This is a genomic window from Microcoleus sp. B5-D4 (genome assembly GCF_036705145.1).
Lineage (GTDB): Bacteria > Cyanobacteriota > Cyanobacteriia > Cyanobacteriales > Microcoleaceae > Microcoleus.
The window spans coordinates 22,657-36,598 of record NZ_JAUBTV010000031.1 but is presented as its reverse complement, the minus strand read 5'-3'; the positions used below and the strand labels follow the sequence as shown (position 1 = coordinate 36,598).

Genomic DNA, 13,942 nt, shown 5'->3' with positions numbered 1-13,942 from the left:
TAGATTTTAGATTGGGAATCAAGGATGACTATCGGGGTTGGGAATTTACCTACAGTTGCATTCTTGTTTGAAACGGCTATCAGTTAGCCCTCACCCTATCCGCACACATTGGTCACAAGTTAAGCCTGTATGGCAGTTGTCAAGGGGATTTGAGAAGATGTCTCAAAGAAAAATTGGTTGTTGCCTCGCTGTCGATCAGGGAAAGGTGCAACAATTAATTTAACATTGGGCTTTCGTTGAGATTTAACAATACCTAAATCTCGGTTTTCTCTTCAAGGCGAAATACTTTGGGGGGTCAGTTGCCTTACCTTTTTGATGAGCTACATAAAAATGGTAAAGACCCCGGTAAATCATTTCTAATGAAATCGAATCTATTGGTAAAGAGAGTTCGTCAGCAACGGCATCACCTAAATCGACCAAGAGCGCATAAAATATCCAAGTCCCCCAAATTTGGAGCTGAATGCCGTTAAGAGAACCAGTCCACAAATAACTTAAGCCCAAGAGCCTTTTGACAGTATTAAAAGCATCTTCAATCCTCCAGCGCCTACGATATAAATCTGCCACGACGTAGGGAGGTAATACATGAGGATCTAGTACGCTTGTCAAATAGGAATGCCAAATCTTGTCTGAACGAACTTCAATCAAACGTAAGGTAATAAATGGAGTTTTTGAAGTTCCTGAGCCTAGCCTTATCCGACTATCTCGGAGTTCATAACTATTGGTAAATACTTGCTCTATTTTAATTGATGCTCCTTTTTTCAAACGAGTAATGAGCGTGGATATCTCGTTCAATTAATTTGAGCCAAAAGCTAAAATGATCAAATCCTCTATCCAGTAAGAGTAAGGTTTGAGTTGGCACAAATTGCAGAATATTTTCTTCAAGCTTAACATCAGAAGCTCTCGGGTTTTCCAGAAACCACATATCAACAGGGAGCCTGGTCATTAAATCTATGACTGTTGCCATTTTTCCTGCCAACTGCCCTCTCGGTATATCTTCCAAGCTTTTGAGCTTGCAAAACAATGCTTCGAGCGTTGAACTATCTATTATCCAAATTCTCGAAAATTTGGTCAAGGCAAATTGAATGCTTTCTGGTAGGGGTCGTTGGTTTCTCTTGTACCAAGCAGTTCTTAAATTCGGTAATAAATTTTTGAAGACTCCCTCAAATAAGGTGGCGGGAAAACTTAAAAACCTTTGAGACATTGCTTGTTGACTAACTGTCGTAGGCCTGCACCACAAAAAACCTTCTCTTGCCAGCATTCTTGTGAGTTCTGTCACTCCAGCTACGTCTCGCCACAGCAAGGTTAATACTGCTGCTACCATCAACGGTAAGTTGAGAATTCTCCCTCGTAAACCCAGTTGACGGTAGTAATTTTCTTGGGAGGTGATGGCTGGTGTTAATAATGCAGATAGTTGCGAGGCAATTACCTCATCTTCCACCATTGGTCTTGTGTTTTTTTTGGCGTGGTCACGGTTGGTTTTTTGACTTTTAGCCATATTTACTGACCTACACAATCGCTCAATTATTTGTCAATTATATCGTTTGATAATACCAACATGGTACAACTATTATCGCTGGCCCCGACGCTGCTGTGCTCTGGCGGTGCAACTATACTCGCTCGACCGCCCACAATGCCTGTCAAGCGAACAAATTATTAATAATGATAATCGCTGTCGGTGGAAGAGTCTGCCGTTGGCGGACTCTCCCCCCTTACTCCTTGTTTGATTATCATTATTATTTAATTATATTTATACACAAAGAGGTATTGACAAAATCTACTTTCTTCTAACTTGTTACCAATGATCCGCACAGAAAATAAAACTATTCTGACGCACCATATAGCGGTTCTCAAGAAAGTGAGCTATGCCCTATGCCCTATGCACGTCGGGTACCTCATGTTACCGAGAAAGGCTATACTTACTACTTGCTAACTTCAAACGGCGTGTATTTCCCCCCCAAAGCTTCGACGATGGCGCGAGTATTAGCAGACATCATTTTCACATAAGAATCACCCTCGCTTCCCGGCGCCCCAATCGAATCAGAATAAAGTTGCTGCGCCGCCAATTTCACCCCCGCTTCCTCCGCCACTGTTCTAATCAGTTGCGGGTTAATTGTAGTCTCGGCAAAAATAGCAGGAACGCCCGCAGCTTTCACCGATTCTACTAACTTCTGCACCGTTTGAGCGCTCGGCTGTTCCTCGGTACTAATCCCGATCAAACTGTTAGCCTCTCCCAATCCGTAGGCGCGGCTGTAATATTGAAAAGCATCGTGACTTGTGACTAATTTGCGCTGCTTTTCGGGAATAGTTTTAATCTCTTGTTCGATCCAACTATCCAAGCGTTTTAACTCTTCAGTAAGTTTCACAGCATTCTGCGTAAACTTCTCCCGATCTTCCGGCGATAGTTCGATTAGCGCATCCCGAATCGCTTCGACCATTTGAACTGCATTTTCCACATTTCCCCAAACGTGCGGATCGGGTACGGTATTGCCTTCTTTATTCAGTAGCAAAGGCTTGACAACTTCCCCCACTGCTAATTTCCGTGCCTTAATTCCGGCGGCATTCATCATCCTAATTAATCCCGGTTCCAAATTGTAACCGTTATATAAAATTAAGTTAGCTTGTTCTAAGGCTTGAGAATCTTTTGGCACCGGTTCGTAAACGTGAGGATCGGTTCCCGGCTGCAAAATTCCTGTTAGCTGAACTTCGCCTCCCGCTACTCGATCGGTCAAATCCTCAATAATTGTGCTCGTAGCAACTACCTTCGGTTTAGCATCTGCCTGTGGAGAGAGGCGATCGCCCTGGGTTTGAGCGCAACTAAATAAACCCACAGTCAAAATGCCGCAAGCAATAGTTCTAATCCAAAATACCTTGGACTTGTCCCATCCAGGGGCGGCGGTTTCAATCCCCGACTCACGGCTAAACTCCCCTTTATCAAGTTGCTTCACAATTGCCGTCGGTTTTAACTCACATCTGACACCATTCTCAATTACTTGCTTAGGAACAGGCAAGATGCCTGTGCCACAGGAAAACTGATTCTTTGTGGAACGGGCATCTTGCCCGTTCTGGGCGGGCAGGATGCCCACCCCACAAGAAAACTGATTCTTTGTGGAACGGGCATCTTGCCTGTTCTGGGCGGGCAGGATGCCCACCCCACAAGAAAACTGATTCTTTGTGGAACGGGCATCTTGCCCGTTCTGGGCGGGCAGGATGCCCACCTCACAAGAAAACTCACTCTTTGTGGAACGGGCATCTTGCCCCTTCTTGACGGGCAGGATGTCCACCCCACAAGAAAACTCACTCTTTGTGGAACAGGCATCTTGCCTGTGCTTGAGAAGGGTGGAAGATATGAGTTTTAACCGACTTGAGATTTTCGCCGCCAAACCTATGGTTTGAGGGGTTTCGAGCTTGCAGTGTCCCATTATCTACCTCTCGTGCGTTCCAGATTATTCCTATTTACCGATGATTTCATATTCTTTTCATTTTTACAGTAAACTTAATAAAAAGGAGATAGACTCACCACCATGAATACCGCCGCCTTCCCCAACGAGAATCCTTGGTCTAAAATGGTTTGCCACCTCAAAGACAGCGCTACCGACACTGAAATTATCGCTGTTAAGCACTTAGCAGTAAACTACCGCACGGTAGAGGCACTCAGAGATATCAATCTTTCCGTCAAACCGGGAAGGCTGACGGGTATTATTGGCCCCAACGGTGCCGGCAAAAGCACCCTAATCAAAGCAATGTTGGGCTTAATTCCCGCAGCTCGCGGCACTGTTACCTGGGGCGAAGAAGCGATCGCCGATCGACTCGAAACAGTAGCCTACGTGCCCCAGCGATCGCAAATTGACTGGAACTATCCCGCCACCGTTTGGGATGTCGTCATGATGGGAAGAGTCAGAAAAGCCGGATGGTTTCGCCGCTTCTCGGCAGCTAGCCGCCGCACCGCTGCCGATGCCCTAGAAAGAGTAGGCATGACTGCTTACAAAGACAGACCGATCGGGCAACTTTCCGGTGGACAGCAACAGCGAGTATTTCTAGCGAGAGCATTAGCCCAAGAAGCCGCTATTTTCTGCTTTGACGAGCCGTTTGTCGGCGTTGACCAAAAAACTCAAAATATCATTTTTGACATCTTCCACCAACTAGCAAATGCCGGGAAAATCGTCTTAGTAGTCAACCACGACTTAGGCGAATCAATCACTAATTTTGACGATTTAATTTTGCTCAATACAGAACTGATTGCCGCTGGTCCCCGCCAAGAAGTGCTAACCCAAGAAAACCTTTACCGCGCCTACGGCGGACAAGTAATGTTTTTTGCCGGACAAGCCGCTTAATTAGCTAGCAGTCATTAATCTACGAGTTACGCTTTTGAACCCAGTTTCTTGGGTAATATTGGGTTTGGCAACGATCGATCTCCCCTTAAACCCGGTTGCTTTGGTTGTTAGTCATTAGTTAACTGTGATGTTATAATTTTATGCTACAAACCTTAATTGAGCCGTTGCAGTACGGATTCATGCAGCGATCGCTCATAATTGCCATTCTCGTCGGCATCGTCTGCGCGATCGTCGGCAGCTACCTAATGGTACAGCGGCTGGCCTTGCTCGGAGACGCCATCAGCCACTCGGTTTTGCCCGGATTGGCGATCGCATTTATCCTCGGAGCAAACATCTTTCTCGGCGCGTTCATTGCCGGAGTTTTGAGTACAGTAATCATAGCTTGGATCAAAGCTCGATCGACAATCAAAGAAGACGCCGCCATGGGCATCGTATTTTCGGCATTCTTCGCCCTCGGCATCACTTTAATTACGATCGTCCAAAAAGACAACAAAATCGACCTCAACCACTTTCTTTTCGGCAACATCTTGGGGGTTACTGCCGAAGATGCGATCGACACAGCCGTCATAGTCGCCGTAGTCTTATTAGTTGTAGTATTCTTTTACAAAGAACTGCTATTCTACACATTCGATCCATTAGGAGCGCAAGCAACAGGTTTGCCAGTAAACCTGCTCAACTTCGGATTGATGGTACTAATCGCCCTCACAATAGTTGCCAGCCTCAAAGCCGTTGGCGTAGTGCTAGTCTTGTCCCTATTAATTACACCCGCAAGTACCGCCTATCTCCTAGTCACTCGCCTGCACCAAGTCATGATTTTAGGCGCAATAATTGGAGTTATTTCCAGCATTAGCGGAATGTATCTCAGCTACTTTTATAACTTGCCATCCGGGCCCGCAATAGTTTTAGTTGCATCGGGATTCTTTGTGCTATCATTACTGTTCAGTCCGACTCAAGGAATCCTCACCCAGCCCCGCACACACTCCGGCCAAATTCCTCCAATATGGCGGGAATTAAAAAATTTAACTAAAGGCCGATAACAATTAAGTTTGTAGTAACTCACATCTTGCACAATTCTCGCTTAACAGGCTTTTCGGCCTGTTCCACAATAAAATTCACTCTTTGTGGAACAGGCCGAAAAGCCTGTTCCTAAAAGGCTTATTGAGAATGGTGCAGCATCTCAGATACTCCCGACTCGCCCGATCGCAACTACGAACTATTGGTCACAAAAAACAGTACAATAACAAAAGTTAAAATTTCACGCCAACACATCTACTAAGTTAAAAAAACATGACCGTCAAAGTAGGAGACACCGCACCCGATTTTACCTTACCATCTCAAACTGGCACATCAGTCAGCCTCAAAGATTTTAAAGGTAAAAAAAACGTCATAGTCTACTTTTACCCCAAAGACGACACACCCGGATGCACCACCCAAGCTTGCGCTTTTCGAGATAGTTACGAAGTCTTCAAAGACGCAGGTGCAGAAGTCATAGGAATTAGCGAAGATTCGCAACAATCGCACCAGCAATTTTCGGCAAAATATCAGCTACCCTTTACACTGCTGAGCGATACTGGCAACAAAGTTCGGCAATTATATGGAGTTCCAGCTACCCTGTGGATTATGCCCGGTAGAGTAACTTATGTCATTGACAAAGAAGGCGTTGTCAAGCATATTTTCGACTCGATGTTAGACTTCAAAGCACACGTTGCAGAAGCACTCAAAACTTTGGAAGCTATTAAAAGTTAGGTGGATTTGCTTAAATATATTGTTGGTAGTGAGGACGAGAGTCCTCATGCCTCATTGTCTAAAAAACCATAAAAAACTAAATTCCTGATTGCGAACTAAAGGTTTTTAGTGAGAACGGAAATTCTCAGACTAGAGGTTTTCCCGTACCCAATTTTTAAAAGCTTGAATAGCGTGGGTTCTACCAGCAACTTGACTCTGCTGAGTGTACTGATTCACCAGTTGGACAATCGGGATATTGGGGAAAGTGGGACTCACATCAGACTCAATATATTGTTCGGCTTGCAAGACGTTGATTTGTAGCCCTCGCCGTGCGTATCGCCAAAGTTCCGGCACTCCTAGAATTTGATAATTATCCAACTGCGTGCGAGAGGTGAGATCAATTTCTATCGCTAAATCTGGGGGTGGATCAACACTCATATCGAGGCGATTTTTACCTATAACTGCTGCTTGATTTTGAATGTAAAAACAGGTATCCGGTTCTACAGCCTGACTCATGCGTTCATTTTTCAACGTTGTCGAACCTAATGACTCAAATGCTATTTGTCGTGTTTCCAACAAAATTTTTACCATGTCGCCAATGATTTCCTTGGCTTTTTCATGTTCGGGCAGAGGAACCATAATTTCTAACCGTCCGTTACTATAGGAAAGTCGGGAAGCACGACGTTCTCCCAATTCCGCCAAAATACTTTCAAATTGTTGCCAGTTAACATCCTCAACCAGTAATTGCTGACCCGGTTGAATCTTTAATTGTCTTAACTCCAATAGCATAATTGTTCATCCATTTTCTCTAGAAAATATCCGCAAAGTCCTGACTACGAATCATGATATTAAAAAACAAGAAAGGACTAAAGTCCTTACTAAAAACTCGTGGTTCGTAGTAAGGACTTTAGTCCTTTTTTGCTAACGGCTTGCACCCATTAACAATTAGCACTCAGCAATTATCTAGCTTTTTGCAACACTCGATTTTTCAGATGTAGCGCTTTCGGCAGTTTTGCCATTTTTGCTATTACCGTTACCGTTGCTGTGGCGGGGTTGGATAACTCCATAGCCACCGTGAGTCTTGCGTTCGTAGAGTACGTTAATTTCGCCTGTTTCCGAATTACGGAACATATAGAAATCGTGATCGATAATCTGCAATTGTTCCAAAGCTTCTTGCACAGTCATTGGAGGCATAGCAAAATACTTAGTCCGTACAACCTCAGCAGGAAGTTCGGGAGTTCGATCGCCAATCAGATCCGCTACTACAGGATGTTCTTCAACTACCGTAACCGTTTTGGCACTACTTTGGGTCTTGTTGTCGTGGCGTTTTTCCTTAAATTTCCGCAGTTGACGAGCTATCTTGTCGGCAACCAAATCTATGCTGGCATACAGGCTTTCCGTGCTTTCCTCAGCCCGAATCACGCTGCCGTTAGCATAAATTGTCACCTCAGCAGTCTGCTTAGGATTGATCCTGGGGTTACGAGCCACCGATAGATGTATGTCCACTTCTGTCGTCAAAGTTTGAAAATGGCTAACTGCCTTTTCCACCTTTTGATTGACGTACTCGCGAATCGCATCGGTGATTTCTATATTTTTACCCTGGATAACAAGCTTCATAGAGCTCCCTCCCTTCTGTAACTTCGGTATATTTTATACAGTAGCACTATGTATTCTCGAAAACACTTATCTTCCAAATCTTTTATTATATGTTGACAATTCTTGATTTAAGCTGGGCCAATATTCCGTAAAAATACTATTGATTTTTTGCATGGTTTCTCCTCTAATCCATCAACCACTAAATGCACAACCCTGCTTGCTCCTCGATTGGGGACTTGTGCCCTACTCCCAAGCTTGGGAAATCCAGCAAAAACTCGTGCAAGAACGGCGCGACAGGCCAGATTTGCCAGATGTCCTGATTTTGCTGGAACACCCGCCGGTTTACACTTTGGGAATGGGAGCAAAGCTGGAATTTCTGAAATTTGACCCAAGCCAAACTGGGGCGGAACTGCACCGAGTTGAGCGGGGCGGCGAGGTGACTTACCACTGTCCGGGCCAATTGGTGGGCTATCCGATTTTAAATTTGCGCCGTCACCAGCAAGATTTGCACTGGTATTTGCGGCAGTTGGAGGAAGTGCTGCTGGGGGTGCTGGAAGTTTTGGGGTTGAAGGGTTCGCGGGTTCCCGGTATGACTGGGGTTTGGGTGGATGGGTGCAAGGTAGGTGCGATCGGCATTAAAGTCAGCCGCTGGATTACGATGCACGGTTTTGCTTTAAATGTTTGTCCGGATCTGGCCGGTTTTGGGCAAATTGTACCTTGCGGGATTCCCGATCGACCTGTTGGGAGTTTAGAGCAGTTTATCCCCGGAATTGAGGTCGATCGAGTGCGATCGATCCTTGTCGCTGAGTTTGCTCGCGTTTTTGCACTGGAAATAGTGCGATTCCCTACGGGATAGCTTCGCTTCACGAATGTGTAGTGTGCGTCGCTGTCAACCCTACTCCTAACCGCAGTCGGTTTTTTAAGTGCGATCGGGCTGGTCTTCCTCATACACCATTAAATCGCCCGGTTGGCAGTTTAGTGCTTTGCACAGAGCATTGAGAGTGGATTCGTCAATTCTCGTGAGGCGACGGCGGGTTTTGAGTCTCGAAAACGAAGTTGGGTGCATCCCCACCAAAGCAGCCAACTCTTTGTTGCTGATATTACGCTCGGCCATTACAACTGCCAATTTCCAACGGATGACCACTGTTGATGCTCAATTAATAGCCTGGACTTTGCAAGCTGATGTTACCATCCCGCAACCTTCACTCTCCTTTAATTAACCGCTACGGTAAATTATTTGAGCTTGGCAGTTGACTAAATTCAGAAAATGAACTATGCTGAGGATGTACAAACGGAAAAGCGATCGCCCCTTGGCCTCGAAAACTCAAGGGCGATCGCTATCCGACTATTGTGTAGTTAAAACTCATGATATCACAGCCAAAGTCAGTTCCCGAACTCCTGCGCGAAGAAATTCCCGACGCACCCACCGGCAAGCAACCGATCCGATTGTTGATTTGCGGGATTCCCAAAGGAGTCGAAAGCCTCATCAATCTGCTGCACGTTTTGGGTTTTGCAGAAGTTGGTGAATGGAGCCCGCCTTTACCGTCCCCGATCGCAGGCGAAGTAATGCGGATTTTAACCCGTTACTGGAAAGAATAATCTTTAAGGGCGATCGCCCTTTCTTGAGCCAAGTGCGATCGCTCTTAAATTATCAAAAACATCAGGCTTAATTCTCTACCCAATCACTTAAAAACTCAACCGTAAGGATGCTAAATATCGAATCGAATTAACGCGGCCGTGTTTGCGAGACTTGGGGGTATTAGAGAGAGCATTTAAACGGTCTGTACTTAGGAGCGCGAATTAAATAACTTACAATTTTAATTGTTATTGTGGGATGGGCGTCCCGCCCGTCCCACTTTCAAGAGTGGAAGTTATTTAATTCTCATTCCTTACTGATTCAAGAATTGAGAGAATTGGTGCTATGATGCGCGATCGCGGGCTTCTCTAACCTTAGAGAGAAGCAAGACCGATGCAGAAATACGTCCTAAGAGTTTTGCGATCCCCCCTAGCATCAAGTAAGATTCTTGTTAATTATTGCGCTTTGCTCAGGAGAAAAAATTTATGCCAGATATGTCCGGTCAAGACCCCTCGGAAATTAAAATGGCGACGGTTGATGAAGAAGAAAAAGGCGCAACGTTTAGCGGTACGGTCATCCTTGCTATCGATGTCGAGGGTGCTGGGGAAGTCCTTTTCTTCAGAGACTTTTTGATTGAAGATTATAAAGGCGAACTTAGCGCTTATCTGGCAACAGATGGCAATATAACGAAAAGCATTGATTTAGGCGAAGTTAAGCATAAGAGCAGCAGCTTTAAGCTGCCAATTCCGCTGGGGACGGATACATCACCCTACAATACCGTCGTGCTGCGCGACGAAAAAAGCAAGAAAAAAGTTGTGACGATCAAGCTGTAAAATTTGCAATGAGAGCTCGTAGTTGGGCCAAATTCGTTAGCGCAGCCCTCGAAGAGGATCGCCCTTTTTTTCCTGAAGTGCGATCGCTCTTAAATTAAGGTGCGTCACTTTCGATCCAACAGTCGAGTTGTAAAGTGATGCACCCTAATTTTTAAAATGGAATCGGATCGTAATCGGGATTGTCAGCTTCGTTAGACGAACCCGACTGGCGATCGGACTCAGAATTTGAAGACTGATGCGAGTTCCAATCCGAACTAGACGTGCGGTTAGCGCCGCTTGGAGCGCTGTTAGAACTGCGGTTACGCGAGCCTAAAGGTACTACATTGCTCGGCACATTAGCCGGGGCGCTGTCGCGAATTTGAGCCGGTTCGGGGGCGGTTCTAGTTGGGGCAGCCGAACTCATTGCATCGGCGCCGACACTGTAAATCCTTTGAGCTGTCAGTTCGGCGCGCTTTTCTTTGATACCATCTATTTCGATCGTATTCATGCCCAGCCGACCTTCAATAATCACGCGATCGCCCTCGCGATATTTATCGTGAATTTCTTGAGCCAAATTGCCCCATCCTATCACCTTCAAACGTTCGGGCGGATCTTCAGGTTTTGGGCCGGGAAACTGCACCAGCATTTCAGCGATTGGAACTTGATTTTCAGGAGTATAACGGAGTTGCGGTTGTTGAGTTATTTCCGCCATCAAAATGCAGCTATTCATCGGTTATCTGTGCGTAATTGGGAATTGGGCATTGGGCATCGGGAATTGGGCATCGGGAATTGGGAATTGACCAAACAGGGAATTCGGGATTGGGAATTGGGCATGAACTTTCAAGTAAAAAGGTAAAACTTAAAATAACGCATTTTATTTTTTTACTTTTGCATTACCAATTCCCCATTGCCAATGCCCAATGCCCTGTTTGGCCAATGCCCAATTCCCGATTACACGTTACCAAATTTATCTTGGAGAACCGCCGCCTCGGCTTGACTGACAAAATCGTGAACGAGGGCGCGGTACTCCTTCAACGTTTCAGATACCCAATCTCGATCCTCACTGTTGGCGAAGATATGAACGGTCGGTTCACTAGCATCGGGTAAAACTAATACCCAATTGTCGTCGCTGTAGTTAAAAATCTTCACTCCATCTAATAATTCTAAACGATCGGGCGAATGAGTTTCTACTAAATGTCGCATCAGCGAACCCTTGATAGTCCAAGGACAGCGGACGCTGTAACTGCGGTGGGTGATGCGGGGAAGTTCCGCCTTGATCTGTCCGAGCGATCGCTCCTGAATCGTCATCATTTCTATCACTTTAGCAATGCAGAACATTCCGTCAAATCCGGGATGCAACTGCGGGAAAATAAAACCCATAAGGCCGCTGCCGCCCAAAACCACATTCGGGTTCCTGTTAGCGGCTTCCATCAAAGCAGTTGGGTTCGCCTTCGTGCGGATTACCTTGCTTTGATAGCGTCGGGCGATCGCCTCCACCGCAGAAGACGCATGCACCGGCACTACTACTGTACCTTTGGGATGAGAAGTCAGCATCAAATTTACCATCAACGCCGTCAGCATTTCCCCACGAATCGCTATCCCAGACTCATCTACCAAAATGAGCTGTTCGCCGTTAGCCGATACCTGCACTCCAAAATTAGCGCTGAGTGCTTTCACCACCCGGCCGAGTTGGTCGAGCAAATATTCCCGTTCCCCGTTGCTTAGAGAAGTCTGTTTGAGACTGGCATTGAGGACCACCGCATCGCAGCCGAACTTGGCAAGCATTTGGGGCAGAATTGCTCCTGAAACTGCGTAAACGTAATCGATTACCACCTTAGAATTGCTGTAGCGTATTGCCTCAACATTCATCTGCCGCTCAAAAATGCGGTTGTAAACATCAAGAGCTTGGTTAAAGTACGTCATCTCTCCAATTTCGGGAATTAGAGCACGCCGCAAATCTTCCTTAAAATAAGCCCCCTCGATTTTCTTCTCAGCTCCTTTAGTAATATTGATGCCTTTGATATCGAAGAATTCAATTAAAATGTGGTCGGAGCGATCGGGCGAAATGCGAACGTGAATGCCGCCGGCAATTGATATCGTAGACGAAACCGTGCGCGCGATCGGAATTGCCGTCGATTCCAAATTGATCACATTAATACCCACCGACATCAAACCCGCAATCAAAGACCTCGAAACCATCCGCGAAATGCTCCGCTGGTCACGAGAAACCGATACCGCAGTCCCCGGTTTCAAAGTCGAGCCATAAGCCGCGCCCAATTTCACTGCAAATTCCGGGGTAACATCCACATTTGCCAGTCCTTGAACGCCACGCTGACCGAACAAATTCCGCTTAGCTTGTTCTCCCCAAATTAAATTTTGATTTAACAGAGCGCCGGATTCAATATTTTTGCTCGGCCAGACGCGCACGCTTGGCCCCACTTGTGCTTCTTCTCCCACGATGGACATTGAACCGACGACAGCACCTTCGAGGACGTGAGCGCGCCTGTCTACGCGGGTACTCCGGCAAATCACGCAGGCCCTAAGATGAGCGTCTTCGCCGACAATTGCTCCGTTCCAGACGATGGGACGTTTGAGGTTGGCATCGGCCCCGACTGTCACGTTATCTCCGATCACGGTACCGGCATCGAGTTTAACTCGGGCTCCAATTCGGCAATTGTTGCCGATCATGACCGGTACTTCGACGATCGCGCTATCGTCAATAAAAGTATTCTGACCTACCCAAAGTCCCGATCGAACTTCGTTGTAGTAGCTCAAATCGAGTTTGACCTTTCCCCGCAGCGCGTCGTACTGAGATTCCCGGTAAACATCTAGCTGGCCGACATCGCACCAGTAACCTTCGGCGATGTAGCCGTACATCGGCTCGTTTTTTTCCAGTAGCAGGGGAAACAAGTCTTTGGAGAAGTCGCACTCCTGATGTGTCGGCAGGTAATCCAAGACTTCGGGTTCTAAAATATAAATGCCGGTATTGATAGTATCGGAGAAAATTTCGCTGCTAGAAGGCTTTTCCAGAAAGCGGCTGATGCGGTAATTTTCCTCGGTAATCACGACCCCGAATTCCATCGGGTTGGGAACGCGAGTTAAAATTAACGTGGCTTTGGATTGCTGACTGCGGTGAAATTTGATCGCTGCGGTTAAGTCGAAGTCTGTGATGCTGTCGCCGCTGATGACCAGAAAAGTTCGATCGAGCAATTCAGCAATATTTTTGACGCAACCAGCCGTACCCAGCGGTTGGTCTTCCTCCACAGCGTAAGTCATTTGAACGCCAAACTCTGCCCCGTCAGTAAAATATTCGCGCATGACATCGGGAAGGTAGTGCAGCGTCGCAATAATTTCCGTGATCTGATGCCTTTTTAGCAAATTAATAATGTGTTCTGCGATCGGGCGATTCAGAATCGGCACCATCGGTTTGGGCAAATCGCACGTCAGGGGTCTGAGCCTCGTTCCCGATCCCCCAGCCATCAGCACTGCACGCATAAAATCCTCCTTGCTTAAAAAGCTCTCTACCGCTATTGTCCGCTAGAAAAAGTTTGCCTGCTGTAATTCGTCGGCCGCGAGCTATCAGTTCTTAGTTAATTATCTTCGAGTAGTGACACGTCTGGTAAATCCCGTTGGGCCAGGCCGTCCCCCAACAGCAACCGATTTCAACCGAATTAGAACTTGCGGCATCGCACCAATCCCCCGGTCGAGCTCGGATTTGTAGGGGATGTTGGGTAATACCAGTTAAAAAACAGAATGCAACTGTAGGCCCGTACTCGAAACCCTTATCTCATCAGTCATTCCCCATTCTTTAATTCTTCACTTATTCAATCTTATAAGTCCTCAGAACGATCGACTTTTACCAGAAGTCCCTTCTTGCTTGCTCGGTGAAAGCTATTTCGGGG

12 protein-coding genes and 1 pseudogene are annotated in these 13,942 nt (G+C 46.3%); 6 read left to right on the top strand and 7 right to left on the bottom strand.

Features of this window, described 5'->3' with window-relative positions; all coding sequences use genetic code 11:
• Positions 1–119 precede the first annotated feature (119 nt).
• Both QUB10_RS16495 and QUB10_RS34255 read right to left on the bottom strand, forming a co-directional pair.
• A pseudogene (locus tag QUB10_RS16495) lies at positions 120–1,441 on the bottom strand (IS4 family transposase).
• A gap of 478 nt (positions 1,442–1,919) precedes the next feature.
• Positions 1,920–3,419: a metal ABC transporter substrate-binding protein gene (locus tag QUB10_RS34255; RefSeq protein WP_445300771.1), complete on the bottom strand. Its 1,500-nt coding sequence runs from the start codon at positions 3,417–3,419 to the stop codon at positions 1,920–1,922.
• A gap of 102 nt (positions 3,420–3,521) precedes the next feature.
• Here QUB10_RS34255 and QUB10_RS16485 point away from each other — a divergent pair, with 102 nt between their 5' ends.
• The 3 genes from QUB10_RS16485 (at position 3,522) to QUB10_RS16475 (ending at position 6,077) form a co-directional block, all read left to right on the top strand.
• Positions 3,522–4,331, top strand: a complete 810-nt coding sequence (locus tag QUB10_RS16485; RefSeq protein ID WP_333203695.1) for a metal ABC transporter ATP-binding protein — start codon at positions 3,522–3,524, stop codon at positions 4,329–4,331.
• Positions 4,332–4,471: 140 nt separating this feature from the next.
• The gene (locus tag QUB10_RS16480; protein ID WP_333203693.1) at positions 4,472–5,368 is read left to right on the top strand and encodes a metal ABC transporter permease; all 897 of its coding nucleotides are present in this window, start codon (positions 4,472–4,474) and stop codon (positions 5,366–5,368) included.
• A 250-nt stretch (positions 5,369–5,618) separates the two neighbouring features.
• Entirely contained in the window at positions 5,619–6,077 is a 459-nt protein-coding gene (locus QUB10_RS16475; protein ID WP_333203691.1) for a peroxiredoxin, read from the top strand.
• 129 nt (positions 6,078–6,206) lie between these two features.
• Here QUB10_RS16475 and QUB10_RS16470 read toward each other — a convergent pair whose 3' ends face one another.
• Together QUB10_RS16470 and hpf are read right to left on the bottom strand one after the other, a co-directional pair.
• Entirely contained in the window at positions 6,207–6,845 is a 639-nt protein-coding gene (locus tag QUB10_RS16470; RefSeq protein WP_333203689.1) for a Uma2 family endonuclease, read from the bottom strand.
• A gap of 174 nt (positions 6,846–7,019) precedes the next feature.
• Positions 7,020–7,673 carry a ribosome hibernation-promoting factor, HPF/YfiA family gene (gene hpf, locus QUB10_RS16465; protein ID WP_333203687.1) on the bottom strand — a complete coding sequence of 218 codons (654 nt, stop codon included), beginning with the start codon at positions 7,671–7,673 and terminating at the stop codon, positions 7,020–7,022.
• A 151-nt stretch (positions 7,674–7,824) separates the two neighbouring features.
• Here hpf and lipB point away from each other — a divergent pair, with 151 nt between their 5' ends.
• On the top strand, positions 7,825–8,508 hold the full coding sequence (lipB, locus tag QUB10_RS16460; RefSeq protein ID WP_333203685.1) for a lipoyl(octanoyl) transferase LipB: 684 nt from the start codon (positions 7,825–7,827) through the stop codon (positions 8,506–8,508).
• A gap of 63 nt (positions 8,509–8,571) precedes the next feature.
• Here lipB and QUB10_RS16455 read toward each other — a convergent pair whose 3' ends face one another.
• Entirely contained in the window at positions 8,572–8,796 is a 225-nt protein-coding gene (locus QUB10_RS16455) for a helix-turn-helix domain-containing protein (RefSeq protein ID WP_333053918.1), read from the bottom strand.
• A 221-nt stretch (positions 8,797–9,017) separates the two neighbouring features.
• Between QUB10_RS16455 and QUB10_RS16450 the strand changes: the two genes are divergently transcribed.
• A complete protein-coding gene (locus QUB10_RS16450; protein ID WP_333053920.1) occupies positions 9,018–9,251 on the top strand; it encodes a hypothetical protein in 234 nt (77 codons plus the stop codon).
• A 462-nt stretch (positions 9,252–9,713) separates the two neighbouring features.
• Positions 9,714–10,061, top strand: coding sequence for a hypothetical protein (locus tag QUB10_RS16445; protein WP_333053922.1), 348 nt, complete (start codon positions 9,714–9,716; stop codon positions 10,059–10,061).
• A gap of 151 nt (positions 10,062–10,212) precedes the next feature.
• On the opposite strand, the gene QUB10_RS16440 is transcribed toward QUB10_RS16445, so the two are convergent.
• Positions 10,213–10,770 carry a single-stranded DNA-binding protein gene (locus QUB10_RS16440; RefSeq protein WP_333203682.1) on the bottom strand — a complete coding sequence of 186 codons (558 nt, stop codon included), beginning with the start codon at positions 10,768–10,770 and terminating at the stop codon, positions 10,213–10,215.
• A gap of 221 nt (positions 10,771–10,991) precedes the next feature.
• Positions 10,992–13,535, bottom strand: a complete 2,544-nt coding sequence (locus tag QUB10_RS16435; RefSeq protein WP_333203680.1) for a mannose-1-phosphate guanyltransferase — start codon at positions 13,533–13,535, stop codon at positions 10,992–10,994.
• Between the last annotated feature and the right edge of the window lie 407 nt (positions 13,536–13,942).

Excerpts from the sequence above, each read along its gene's own strand:
- QUB10_RS16475 (WP_333203691.1), top strand. The coding sequence starts at position 5,619 with ATGACCGTCAAAGTAGGAGACACCGCACCCGATTTTACCTTACCATCT.
- QUB10_RS34255 (WP_445300771.1), bottom strand. The coding sequence starts at position 3,419 with ATGGGACACTGCAAGCTCGAAACCCCTCAAACCATAGGTTTGGCGGCG.
- lipB (WP_333203685.1), top strand. The coding sequence starts at position 7,825 with ATGGTTTCTCCTCTAATCCATCAACCACTAAATGCACAACCCTGCTTG.
- QUB10_RS16485 (WP_333203695.1), top strand. The coding sequence starts at position 3,522 with ATGAATACCGCCGCCTTCCCCAACGAGAATCCTTGGTCTAAAATGGTT.
- QUB10_RS16470 (WP_333203689.1), bottom strand. The coding sequence starts at position 6,845 with ATGCTATTGGAGTTAAGACAATTAAAGATTCAACCGGGTCAGCAATTA.
- QUB10_RS16450 (WP_333053920.1), top strand. The coding sequence starts at position 9,018 with ATGATATCACAGCCAAAGTCAGTTCCCGAACTCCTGCGCGAAGAAATT.
- QUB10_RS16435 (WP_333203680.1), bottom strand. The coding sequence starts at position 13,535 with ATGCGTGCAGTGCTGATGGCTGGGGGATCGGGAACGAGGCTCAGACCC.
- QUB10_RS16480 (WP_333203693.1), top strand. The coding sequence starts at position 4,472 with ATGCTACAAACCTTAATTGAGCCGTTGCAGTACGGATTCATGCAGCGA.
- hpf (WP_333203687.1), bottom strand. The coding sequence starts at position 7,673 with ATGAAGCTTGTTATCCAGGGTAAAAATATAGAAATCACCGATGCGATT.
- QUB10_RS16440 (WP_333203682.1), bottom strand. The coding sequence starts at position 10,770 with ATGAATAGCTGCATTTTGATGGCGGAAATAACTCAACAACCGCAACTC.
- QUB10_RS16445 (WP_333053922.1), top strand. The coding sequence starts at position 9,714 with ATGCCAGATATGTCCGGTCAAGACCCCTCGGAAATTAAAATGGCGACG.